This is a genomic window from Arcticibacter pallidicorallinus, assembly GCF_003002875.1.
Taxonomy (GTDB): Bacteria; Bacteroidota; Bacteroidia; order Sphingobacteriales; family Sphingobacteriaceae; genus Arcticibacter; species Arcticibacter pallidicorallinus.
In genome coordinates, this window is the sequence record NZ_PVTH01000001.1 from 464,958 (window position 1) to 477,782 (window position 12,825).

At 45.5% G+C, this 12,825-nt stretch carries 9 protein-coding genes; all 9 read left to right on the forward strand.

All coding sequences use genetic code 11. From position 1 onward, the window contains the following. Position 1 precedes the first annotated feature (1 nt). The 9 genes from B0I27_RS01885 (at position 2) to pgmB (ending at position 12,815) form a co-directional block, all read left to right on the forward strand. Complete coding sequence (locus B0I27_RS01885) at positions 2–1,174, forward strand: glycoside hydrolase family 88 protein (RefSeq protein ID WP_106290805.1); 1,173 nt, start codon at positions 2–4, stop codon at positions 1,172–1,174. Between the two features lie 37 nt (positions 1,175–1,211). Next, a complete protein-coding gene (locus B0I27_RS01890; RefSeq protein ID WP_245925401.1) occupies positions 1,212–2,345 on the forward strand; it encodes an alginate lyase family protein in 1,134 nt (377 codons plus the stop codon). A gap of 137 nt (positions 2,346–2,482) precedes the next feature. Beyond that, positions 2,483–2,971 carry a peroxiredoxin family protein gene (locus B0I27_RS01895; RefSeq protein WP_106290807.1) on the forward strand — a complete coding sequence of 163 codons (489 nt, stop codon included), beginning with the start codon at positions 2,483–2,485 and terminating at the stop codon, positions 2,969–2,971. Between the two features lie 118 nt (positions 2,972–3,089). Next, positions 3,090–4,094, forward strand: a complete 1,005-nt coding sequence (locus B0I27_RS01900; RefSeq protein WP_106290809.1) for a LacI family DNA-binding transcriptional regulator — start codon at positions 3,090–3,092, stop codon at positions 4,092–4,094. A 353-nt stretch (positions 4,095–4,447) separates the two neighbouring features. Further along, positions 4,448–7,435 (forward strand): SusC/RagA family TonB-linked outer membrane protein, encoded by a 2,988-nt coding sequence (locus B0I27_RS01905; RefSeq protein ID WP_106290811.1) that lies wholly within the window; start codon positions 4,448–4,450, stop codon positions 7,433–7,435. Positions 7,436–7,452: 17 nt separating this feature from the next. Beyond that, positions 7,453–9,030, forward strand: a complete 1,578-nt coding sequence (locus B0I27_RS01910; RefSeq protein ID WP_106290813.1) for a RagB/SusD family nutrient uptake outer membrane protein — start codon at positions 7,453–7,455, stop codon at positions 9,028–9,030. Between the two features lie 101 nt (positions 9,031–9,131). Further along, positions 9,132–10,193: a SusE domain-containing protein gene (locus B0I27_RS01915; protein ID WP_181276650.1), complete on the forward strand. Its 1,062-nt coding sequence runs from the start codon at positions 9,132–9,134 to the stop codon at positions 10,191–10,193. Between the two features lie 116 nt (positions 10,194–10,309). After that, positions 10,310–12,163, forward strand: a complete 1,854-nt coding sequence (locus B0I27_RS01920; protein WP_106290817.1) for a glycoside hydrolase family 13 protein — start codon at positions 10,310–10,312, stop codon at positions 12,161–12,163. Between the two features lies 1 nt (position 12,164). Next, positions 12,165–12,815, forward strand: coding sequence for a beta-phosphoglucomutase (gene pgmB, locus B0I27_RS01925; RefSeq protein WP_106290819.1), 651 nt, complete (start codon positions 12,165–12,167; stop codon positions 12,813–12,815). The last annotated feature ends 10 nt before the right edge of the window (positions 12,816–12,825 follow it).

The following is a 12,825-nucleotide window of genomic DNA, read 5'->3' on the forward strand; positions in this document are numbered from 1 at the left end:
TATGCGCTATTTTTTAGGATTACTATTTCTTTTCGCTCAGGCCCTGCCTTCTATGGCACAGAAAAAACCAAATGTGGGTAACGAGATTAAGTTTGCTCAAACGCAAACCGACCAGATGTTGCTGGAGATACGAGGGATAACCGGCAGTCCGGAGAAGGTGTCGCCGAGGACTATCGAAAATGGAAAGCTTAAGATGGTCGTTTCAAGAGACTGGACGAGCGGATTCTTTCCTGGAGTTCTGTGGTACCTATATGACTATACTAAAGATCCAAAATGGCTGGCGGAAGCTAAATCCTTCACAGCCAAATTAGAGAAAGAGCAATACAATACGGGAACGCATGATCTGGGCTTTATGATCTATTGCAGCTTCGGAAATGGTTACAGGCTTACTGGAGACAAGGCATATAAAGATGTTATCGTGCAGGCAGCCAAATCATTGTCTACCCGCTTTAATCCCAAAACAGGAGTGATCCGTTCATGGGATCATAATCGGGATAAGTGGGAATATCCGGTCATCATTGACAACATGATGAACCTCGAGCTGCTTTTTGAAGCAACACGCTTTTCGGGAGATTCTTCCTTCTATAAAATTGCTGTAACCCATGCTGATAATACGCTAAGAAACCACTTCCGCCCGGATTACAGCTCATTCCATGTTGTTGACTACAGTCCGGAAGACGGCAGCGTGCGATCCAGAGTCACTCACCAGGGATACTCAGATGAATCTGCCTGGGCAAGGGGACAAGCATGGGGCCTTTATGGTTATATCATCTGCTACCGTGAAACGAAAGACCCACGATATCTCGAGCAGGCAAAGAACATCGCAAAGTTCATCTTTAGTCACCCCAATCTGCCGAAGGATCTCATACCGTACTGGGACTTTAATGACCCTTCAATTCCCAATACCAGCCGGGATGCGTCTGCTGCCGCTATAACCGCCTCGGCTCTTTATGAGCTAGCTGGGTATACGAAGTCGAAAGATTATGTTAAAAAGGCGGATGCTATACTGGGAAGCTTGAGTAGAGGGTATAAATCCCCGCTGAAGGGAAATGCGGGTTTTATTTTACAGCACAGCACGGGTCACAGACCAGCCAAAAGCGAGATAGATGTTCCTATCAACTACGCTGACTACTATTACGTGGAGGCATTATTACGAAGTAAAAAAGCGAGGTGACATGATGATGTTAAGGAGATACCTATTTTGTTTGGCGATGCTAACGGGCTGTACAGCCTATGTGTTTGGTGCTGATATAGAAAAGAATGCCGTAAAGGTTTTACGCAGGCAGATCATAGAGGAGGCATTGTGGGCGTTGCAGCAGCAACCTGTTACAATTACGGCGGAGCAGTCGGAAAGAAGTGCCGGAGGTAAGCATGATTTCTACTCAGAAGGCGATTACTGGTGGCCTGATAGCACCAACTTGGCTGGCCCCTATGTACAAAGGGATGGATTGACAAACCCTCAGAATTTCACCGCACACCGAAAGGTCATGATCCGCTTTAGTCAGATCATCGGAGCCCTGGCTTCAGCATATAAGATTACCGGAGACGAACGATACGTGAAGCATGCGATTATACACCTTAAGGCCTGGTTTGTAGATCCGGAGACGCTCATGAATCCACATCTGTTATATGCGCAAGCTATTAAAGGAAGGTTTACCGGAAGAGGGATCGGCATCATTGATACGATTCAACTAATGGAAGTTGCACAAGGTGTTTTGGTGATGCAGGGTTCAAAAAATATGAATCCCTTAGTGTTAGACCCGGTGAAAAGCTGGTTTGCCAGTTACATCAAATGGCTGACAAGTCACCCATATGGAAAAGACGAGATGAACGCGGAAAATAATCATGGAACCTGTTGGGTGATGCAGGTTGCTTCATTCGCTAAACTGACGGGCGACCTGGAAATGCTCGACTTTTGTCGCCAGCGATTCAAGGAGGTACTTCTACCCATGCAAATGGCAGCGGACGGAGGTTTTCCGCGCGAATTGAAGCGGACCAAACCATATGGATACTCTCTTTTCAACCTAGACGCGATGAGTATGATCTGTCAGATTCTTTCCAACGATGAGCACGATCTATGGAGCTTCAAACTTTCTGACGGAAGATCCATGAGCAAAGGAGTGAGTTTCTTGCATCCTTTTATCGAAGATAAGGCGAAGTGGCCTTTCCAGAAAGATGTCATGTATTGGGATCAGTGGCCTGTAGCGCATCCCTCTCTTTTATTCGCAGCAAAGGCATTCGGGAACAAGCGATACTTTGATACCTGGCAACGATTCGATCATCATCCGAAAACAGAAGAGGTGATCCGGAACCTTCCGGTCAGACATCCGCTTATATGGTTTTAATTCGCGGAGTTAATAATTAGTGCTTCCTTGCGAGATTAATTCTCTTAGCCGGGGAGCGTCAACCGTGGTGAATATCAGTTTAACTTGGCAATGAGGGGTAATTTTCTTTTATTTATCGAACACGACAATCAGATAGTATGAAATTACCCCTCATTATAGTCAGTACTCTGCTTCTGTTTTTTGCAGTGCCTGCAAATGCACAAACCCCTGCCAGGGAGATTCCAAATTTTACATTTTTCACTGTCGACGGTAATCCCTTCGCTTCGAGCCAAATACCAAAGGGCCGCCCCTCGGTATTTAGTTTCTTTGATGTAACCTGTACACACTGCAAGTCTACAATGAAGACACTTGGAGACCGGTATCCTGATCTCCGGAAAGCCTCAGTCTACCTGGTGACTCTTGATGGCAGAAAAGAAGCACTTGATTTCGTCAAAAAGCACGGTCCTCAGCTCCTTAATAAACCAAACGTCACGATACTTATTGATCTGAATAAAGAGTTTCTACCAAAGTTTCAGCCTCAGCAATACCCATCCGTTTATGTGTATAATAAGTACAGGCGCCTTGAGCTTTATGAGAAAGACGAGAGGAAGATCCCGCATATCTTTGAAAAGATCAAAAGCCTTTAGTGGGATTCACTAACCCTAAAGATCATTTAAAGTGCGATTAGCGGAAAAGTTACATTAAAAAGCCAGTATATTTGAGTGCCTTGTTTTCGCGGCAAACATATCTAATAAGTGCTGTTGAATGGATTCAATCAATATTAAACAACTAGCAGAAAAGCTAAATCTATCGACTTCTACCGTCTCTCGTGCTTTCCGGGGTCATAACGACATCAATAAGGAAACGAAAGAAAGGATTTTGGCTATGGCGCGGGAATTGAACTATCAGCCCAATCATCTCGCAAGTAATCTAAGAGAGAATAAAAGCAAGACCATTGCGGTCGTTGTCCCGGAGATCGCCAATAATTTCTTTTCCAGAGCTATTAACGGGATTGAGAGGATGGCCAGAGACAAGGGATACCATGTATTGATATATCTGACTAATGACGATTTTGACAAGGAAGTCGAATTCCTTTCTGAACTTCATAATGGCAGGGTTGATGGCATTATTATGTCTGTTACGGGTGAGGCAAAAGACCACAGTTACATGCATAAAATAAGGAAGAAGAGTATTCCACTGGTTTTCTTTGACCGTGTGTATGATGACGTCGTCGCATCAAAAGTGCTGACAAATGATTATGAAAGCAGCTTTACAGCTACCAAACACCTTTTAGAGAAAGGTTGTAAAAAGATTGTCTATCTGGTAGTGAATAAAAATCTATCCATCGGAAAAATGAGGATGCAGGGTTACTGTGATGCGCTCGAATCCTCGGGAATCAAGTTTTCCGAAGATCTGGTTATTGATTGCAGTAACGATATGTCGAGTAATATGGAGCTGCTGGGGCAGGTGTTTCAAACAGTTAAACCCGATGGAGTCTTTGCTTCTGTGGAACGCCTGGCGCTCGCCAGCTATTATGTTTGTCACGATCTGGGTATACGGATCGGTCAGGATCTAAAAATTATCTGTTTCTCCAGTCTGGAGATCGCACCCCTCTTAAATCCCTCACTATCTACCATTACTCAGCCAGCTTTCGATATGGGGGGAGAGGCAGCCCGAATCCTTTTTCGTCGCCTGGAGGATGCCAATCCCGACGAGCACGAAAATGTAGTGCTGGCCTCTGAACTTATTATCCGAAATTCCAGTCTCTAACAGCAAATTTTTAGGCGTTGCACCACGCTTTTTGGCGTTTTAGACGTCCGATTTCGTGCCGAAATGGTTAAAAGTTTTCCACATTCGGGAACGTTCCCATAGAATGGGTACCCGTAGAATTATTGAATATTTAGATACTTTAACGTCTTAAAGTCTATTAACTATCTGATTTTTAGAGCAGTACATTGTTTTTAGCTCCTTTTTCAAAGCCCGTGACTATAGGTCTTTCCAGAGGATTGGAATGTTAATAACTTTTCCCGGGAAAGCTTTTGCTCGGGAACGTTCCCGACTATCTTTAACCCATCAAAACGCTGGTTTTGCTAACCCAAAATTGAAACTTAAATAACCCTCAAATGAAAAAACGTTACATGGAGAGAATCCTTCTGTTGCTATTCTTCGTTGCGCTATCCGGCTTGAGCTATGCCCAGACAGGTAGTATAAGCGGAGTGGTGCTGGATGAACTTAACCAGCCCCTGCCAGGGGCATCCGTCAACATTAAAAGCCTTAGCAGGGGCACGTCTACAGACGGCAACGGGCGCTTTAATCTGCCTAACCTTCCTATGGGGGAGCATGCTGTATCGGTTACCTTTATTGGCTATGAAGTCCTCAACAGGCAGGTCACCGTCAATGGAGCAACACAAGTGTCGCTTAAGCTCGTGCCTTCAGCGCAGAACCTAAACGAAGTGGTAGTAATCGGGTACGGTACCCAGGAAAAAAAGGATGTTACCGGTTCGATATCAACGGTAAGCTCCAAAGATTTCCAAAAAGGGACCATTACATCGCCCGATCAGCTGATCGTAGGTAAGATAGCCGGTGTGCAGGTTACCACTAATGGCGGTCAGCCAGGTGGCGGAAGCACGATCCGGATCCGTGGAGGAGCTTCTCTTAACGCCAGTAATGATCCGCTGATCGTAGTGGATGGTGTGCCTTTGTCTAGCTTTAAAGATAAAGACGGCAATAATACTTTGCCCGGTGTAGGTAATCCGCTTTCCTTGATCAACCCCAATGATATTGAAACCTTCACTATATTGAAGGATGCAAACGCAACCGCTATTTACGGATCGAGAGCTTCTAATGGAGTTGTATTGATTACGACTAAAAAAGGAAAGAGTGGAAAACCATCGGTGAGCTTCAGTACTCAGAACTCCGTGGCAACGGTTGCCAGGAAACTGGATGTTCTTTCTGCTGATGAAATCCGTGATTTCGTTAATGCGAACGGATCAGCAGCGCAGATTGGGATGTTAGGAGCAGCTAATACGAACTGGCAGGATGAAGTATATCAGAAAGCTTTCACTTCTGACAACAACCTCAGCATAGCTGGTGCGTATAAGAAAATGCCTTATCGCGTGTCTCTCGGATACCTGAATCAGGATGGAACGCTGATCACCGACAATCTGAAACGTACCTCAGGTGCGGTTAGCGTAACACCTAAGTTGTTTGACGATCATCTGAAGATCGACTTGAATCTGAAAGGATCAATGACTAAGTCGCGCTTTGCTTTTCAGGACGGGATAGCAAATGCTATTCAATTTGATCCGACGCAGCCTGTGCGTACTGAAAACGAGTACGGCAATTACTTTGAGTGGTTACAGACTTCCGGAGTTCCGAATCCTAATGCGCCAAGAAACCCTGTAGGGCTGATTGAACTGAAGGACGACCGGGGCGAGACAGCTCGTAGTTTCGGTAATTTGCAGTTTGACTATTCTTTCCACTTCCTTCCTGAGCTACACGCCAACCTGAATCTGGGGTATGACGTATCTCAAGGAAAAGGTTCTACCTATATTCCTGATTTTGCTGCGCAGAGTGCATCCACAAACGGATATTTCAAGGAGTATAAATCTGATATCTCTAATAAAGTAATTGAGTTCTATCTGAACTATGCGAAGGATATCCCTTCTCTGAAAAGTAATATTAATGCAACTGCAGGATATGGTTTCTACGCCAACAGAACCAAGGTATACAATTTTAACGCATACGAGGGCGACCGTGAGACCGTAACATCTACGCCGGTTTTCCCTTTTGACCAGCCTGAAAACAGATTATTGTCTTATTACGGTCGTGTAATCTATACGTTCAATGAGAAGTATATTCTGGCGGGTACCGTGCGTACGGATGGTTCTTCACGCTTTAGCGAAGATAACCGCTGGGGTGTATTCCCATCTGCCGCGTTTACATGGAGAATTAACGAAGAAAACTTCTTACAGTCAGTTCCTGCACTATCCGATTTGAAATTGAGACTGAGCTATGGTATAACCGGACAGCAAGAGGGTATTGCAAATTACTCTTATCTGGCGAACTATGCAACGAGCAGCAATGAATCGATGTATGAATTAGGCGGTCAGTTCTATTACATGAACGCTCCGGTAGCATACGACGAGAACGTAAAATGGGAAACGACTGAAACATATAACGCAGGTTTAGACTACGGGTTTTTGAACGGTCGTGTCAACGGAAGCATCGATATCTACAAAAAGAAAACGAAAGATCTGTTAAGCGTTATTCCTATTCCTATTGGTTCAAACTTCAGCAATCAGCTGCTAACCAATGTGGGTAACATGGAAGCAACCGGTTTTGAGTTCTCCCTGAACGGCAAGCCTATACTAAAAGAAGATTTCTCATGGGATCTCGGATTCAACGTGACTTATAACAAATTGAAGGTTACGAATCTTACTGCATCATTTGACCCTAGCTACAGAGTGCTTACGGGTGGTATCAAGGGATCTACCGGAAATTTCGTTCAGGCACATACTTTAAACCGTACGCCTTATTCATTTAACGTGTACAAGCAGGTTTACGATGCGGAAGGGAAACCACTGCAAGGGGTATATGCTGACCTGGACGGGGATGGAGCGATCACAGAGAGGGACAGATATTTCTACAAATCTCCTGCGCCGAAGGTTATCCTTGGCTTCTCTACAGGAGTAAATTACAAGCAGTGGACATTGAACACCGTTATGCGTGCCAGTATTGGTAATTACCTATACGACAACGTATCATCCAACTTCTCTACGCGGTCTGCCTTATTAAATGCAGGAGCTGGTATTTTAAACAATGTTACCAGAGACTTTTATAACTCAGGCTTCACAACCGCTCAATACCAGAGTGATTACTTCGTGAAGGATGCTTCATTCCTGAAGATGGATAACGTTGGACTGAGCTATAATGCGGGCAACATTCTAAGTAACCGCACAACCGGCAACCTGACTATTTCAGCTAACGTCCAGAACGTATTTACGGTAACAAATTATAAGGGAATCGATCCGGAGGTACAAAATGGTATTGACTACCAGTTGTATCCAAGACCAAGAACATTTGTATTAGGTCTAAACATTGGGTTTTAATTATTAAAGGAATCGAGATGAAAAAACAGAATAAAATATTCACAGCGATAATAGGTTTGCTATTTCTTGCTTCTTCATGTAAGAAAGATCTAAACCTGGCGCCGACAAATGATATAACTGCAGATGTTGCCTACTCCACACCTGAGGGCTACAAGAGCGGGATCGCGAAGGTATATGGAAGTATGGCGAATACGGGTAATCAAGGCCCCGGGTCAGGAGATCTTGGGGGAATTGATGCCGGAACGTCTGACTTCCTGCGCTTATACTGGATGGTGCAGCAATTACCTACGGACGAGGCTGCTTGCGCCTGGGTGGGCGACGATGGTATTCCCGGACTGGATTACCTGAACTGGTCATCGTCAAATATTATGTTACTGGGCGTATACGCACGCAGCATCTATCAGGTAACATTGGTTAATGAATTTTTACGTGAGAGCACCGACGCGAAGCTGGCTTCAAGAGGCATCAGCGGTGCGGAAGCTACCAATATTAAGGATTATGCTAATGAAGCACGCTTCTTAAGAGCTTTCCAATACTGGGTTCTAATGGATCTTTTCGGCAATCCCCCTTTCGTAACAGAAGAAAGTAAGGTGGGAAAGGAATCTCCAAAGCAGATTTCCCGCGCAGATCTTTTCAAGTACGTCGAGTCTGAACTGCTCGCTATTGAAGCGAACCTAAAGGATACGAATGAATATGGACGTGTAAGTAAAGGCGCTGCATGGGCGCTACTGGCCAGACTTTATTTGAATGCTCAGGTATACACAGGCACGCCTAAGTTTACAGAAGCAGCAAATTATGCCGAAAAAGTAATCAACTCCGGTAAATATTCACTGCACACCTCTTACGCCAACTTGTTTAAAGCTGATAACCACCTGAACAATCCGGAGGTAATCTTTTCTATCAACTATGATGGTGTGAAAACACAGAACTACGGCGGTACTACCTACCTGATCAATGCTGCTGTGAATGGCGATATGAAACCTGAAAACTTTGGTATTCCAAGAGGTGGGTGGGGTGGAAACCGCAGCCGTGAGAACCTACCAGCTGTTTTTGGAAATTACAAAACAACGGCCGATAAGAGAGCTATGTTCTTTGGCGATAATCCGGTAATCAACGACATGTCGGTTTTTAAAGAAGGCCTTGCTGTGACGAAGTTTACTAACCTTACATCGACAGGCGCAACTGCCGAATCTATTGGCGGTACTTTCTGTTCTACAGACTTTCCTTTGTTCCGCCTGGCGGAGATGCATCTGATTTATGCTGAAGCGGTACTTCGCGGAGGGACAGGCAGCGCTGCAACTGCAGTGAACTACGTAAATCTTCTGCGTCAGCGGGCTTACGGTAACACTTCGGGAAATGTATCTGCACTTACTGTTGATGATATTCTGAACGAGCGTGCCAGAGAGCTGTATTGGGAAGGCTTCAGACGTACCGATCTTATTCGCTACGCCAAGTTTGTAGAAGGAACCTATTTGTGGCCGTACAAGGGTGGCGTTATTAACGGAAAGGCTGTTGAGCCTTACCGTACGCTGTATCCACTTCCGGCTTCTGATGTTATCGCGAATCCAAACCTGACACAGAATACCGGTTACTAAGATATTCCGATATAGGAAACTATCATGGGCATGGGGTTTACTCAGTGCAGCGAATCCTGCTTATGATAGTTTCTTCACCGCAAAAAAGAAATTATAGTCTGATGAAAAAGATATTTAAAAATATAGGGGTACTGGCACTCAGTATGTTCGTGCTTGCGTCCTGTACAAAGGACGAGGAGATGTTAACCATCAGTACTGGAGAGTCTCCGGTACTCACATCGTCCTCAAATGCTTTGATCCTGTCCAAAGAAACTGCGGCAGATACAGTCATTTCGTTCTCCTGGAATCCATATGATGTAACCTGGTCTGAGCCTGGTCAGGCGATTGGTATAACAAAATATACACTGGAGATCGACTCGGTGGGGCAGAATTTTGCTTCTCCTTATCAAATTGATATGACAGGCAGAACTGTTGGAAAGTACAATGGAGCTGACTTCAACGCACTGCTGCTGAACAGGCTTCAGTTACCCGCGGGTAAAGAGTCTTCTCTGGAGATTCGTCTGAAGTCGATGCTTTCTGAGAATTCCGTGCCGGTATACTCGAATGTAGTCGGTATGAAAGTAACACCTTATCTTGTTTCAAGTATTCCTGACTATCCTTCTTTATTCGTCGTAGGTAGTCACCAGGGATGGTCGCCAGAAACTGCTCCTGCAATCCGCTCTGCTAAGAATGATGGAGCCTACGAAGGCTTTGTCAATTTCCCAGAAGCTAAAACCGAGTTTAAGATAACTACGGCCAGAAACTGGACAGAACCAGCTTATGGTAATGCGGGTCCAGGTGTGCTCAGCACTACCGGTGGGAACATTACTCAAGAAGGGCCGGGTTACTACTACATCAAGTTCAACGACAAGACCCTCACCTGGTCTGCAGCAAAGACAACCTGGGCGCTAATTGGTGCTGCTACTCCAGGTGGCTGGGATGCGGATACTCCGCTTGCTTATGATGCGGAAGCGAAGGTTTGGAAAGCTACCGTTTCGCTAACGGCCGGAGAGTACAAGTTCAGAGCCAATGGTGGCTGGGACGTTAACCTTGGAGTTGGAAGTGCTGATGGCGTATTGAGCTTCGGAACAGACAATTTGAAGGTGGAAGAAGCAGGAACCTATGATGTTGTTCTAGACCTCTCCAACGGCGCCTACTATATCTATAAGCTAACGAAGAAGTAATCTAAATGCATACTGCCGGGATCTCCCATAGGAGCCATGCAGTATGCTTATTTGTATGCTTTAAACCTGTCGGAAGCACAGCCTGCTGCTGCGACATCCTCCAAAATACATAAGGAATGAAATTAAAATTTACTTTAGGCCTGCTCTGTCTTTTCCTGCAGTTCCAGGCATTTGCTCAGATACCGGCTCTCGAGAGAGTGGAACCCTCTTTCTGGTGGGTAGGTATGAACAATCCTAAACTACAGTTGGTCGTTCATGGTAATGGTATAGCGTCCCGCGAGGTTAAGCTCAATTATGCGGGCGTAACGCTTTCGCAAGTCCACAAAGTCGAGAACCCCAATTATCTCTTCCTTGACCTGCTGATTTCAGCAGAGGCCAGGCCGGGTAAATTCAACATTGAGTTCCAGGGAAAGAATCAGAAGAAACTCAGCTATACCTATGAGCTGAAGGATCGTGATAAGTCGTCCAACCGCATCATGGGGGTAACGAACAAAGATTTTATGTATCTCATCATGCCCGACCGCTTTGCCAATGGCGATAAGCGCAACGACGTGATTAAAGGGATGCAGGAAACGGCGCTAAACCGTGATTCCATGTATTACCGACACGGGGGAGACCTGCAGGGCATCATTAACCATCTCGATTACCTGGAAGACCTCGGCGTAACCGCCCTATGGCTGAACCCGGTGTTGGAGAATGACCAGCCTAAAACGTCTTACCATGGCTATGCTAACACGGAGAACTACAAGATTGACCCCCGTTTTGGCGATAACGCGCTGTATAAAAAGTTGGTTGATGAGTCTCATGCCCGTGGAATAAAAGTGATCAAAGATTTGGTACATAACCACTTCGGAAGTCAGCACTGGATCCTGAAGGATATGCCTTCCAAAGACTGGGTACATAACTGGCCCGAATTCACTAAATCATCCTTCAAAGATCAGGTGTTATTCGATCCGTATGCATCAGAGGCAGACAAAAAGATCATGACCGACGGATGGTTCGATGGGCATATGCCTGACCTGAACCAAAAGAATGAATTCGTGAAAAACTACCTAACTCAGAGTCACATCTGGTGGATCGAGTACGCGGGTCTGGACGGTTTTCGTCTGGATACCTACGCTTATAATGATCCGGAGTTCATGGCTGAATGGGCTAAATTCATAAAGGCAGAATATCCTCGCTTTACTTTCTTCGCTGAGACCTGGGTGCACGGCATCCCGAATCAGGCGTTCTTTACCCAGGGAAATACAATCAACAGAGGTTTCGATACCGAACTTCCCGGAGTTACAGATTTCCAGACACTCTGGGGCATCAACGAAACCCTGAACGGAAAGTTTGGTTGGAATGAGGGCGTAAATAAGCTTTACACCACCATCGCAAGCGACTTCATGTATCAGGATGCCACAAGAAATGTGGTGTTTCTTGATAATCATGACCTGAGCAGATTCTATTCGGTGATCGGTGAAGATTTTGATGACTTCAAATCGGGTATAGCCTGGTTGCTGACCACCAGGGGAATCCCTCAGCTGTACTATGGTACTGAGATTCTCATGAAGAACTTCTCTAACCCGGATGGTCTTGTTCGTGAAGACTTTAAAGGTGGCTGGTCTGGCGATAAAGAGAACAAATTTACCGCGCAGGGTCGTACGCCAAAAGAGAACGAAGCCTTCAATTTCGTGCGTACGCTGGCCAACTACCGTAAGAACAACGAGGTGCTGCAAACCGGTAAGCTGATGCAGTATGTGCCTGAAAACGGCATTTACGTGTACTTCCGGTATAACGCAGATAAAACGGTGATGATCGTTATGAACACGAATGACACCATTTCGGATCTATCATTGAAACGATTCAATGAGCGCCTCGATGGCTTCAATAGCGCTTTGAACGTCATCACTTCTCAAAAAATCAATTCACTGCTAACCATCAATATTCCCGCAAAGACCACTCTTGTGCTGGAATTACAGAAATAAAATGTCACAAATAAGAGCTTGTATATTTGACCTGGACGGAGTAATAGTCGATACAGCCGTATATCACTACCGCGCCTGGAAGCGCCTGGCTAACGAACTGGGCTTCGACTTTACCGAAGAAGATAACGAAAAACTCAAGGGGATCAGCAGGGTTCAATCCCTTGAGCTCATCCTCGGTTGGGGTGGGGTAGAAAAAACACCCGCTGAAAAGCTGGAACTTGCTACGCGCAAAAACACCTGGTACGTGGAAATGATTCAGGCTATGACTCCCGACGAGATTCTGCCTGGCGCTAAAGAATTCCTCCAGGAGGTGAAGGCTGCAGGCTTAAAATCAGCCTTAGGATCCGCAAGTAAGAACTCCGGCCTCATCCTCGAACGCACCGGCTTACTCCCATTTTTCGATGTCATCATTGATGGAAATGTTGTCTCTGCGTCCAAGCCAGATCCGGAAGTCTTTCTTAAAGGTGCTGAAGCTCTTCAAATACCACCACAGCAATGTGTCGTTTTTGAAGATGCCCTGGCCGGAGTGCAGGCTGCCCGCGCAGGCGGAATGAAAGTGATCGGGATCGGGTCCCCTGAAATATTAGGCGATGCCGATGTAGTTGTAAGTGGACTCTCAGCGTTTCGCGTCAATATGTTGGACGCCCTGTAGTCTGTATTAG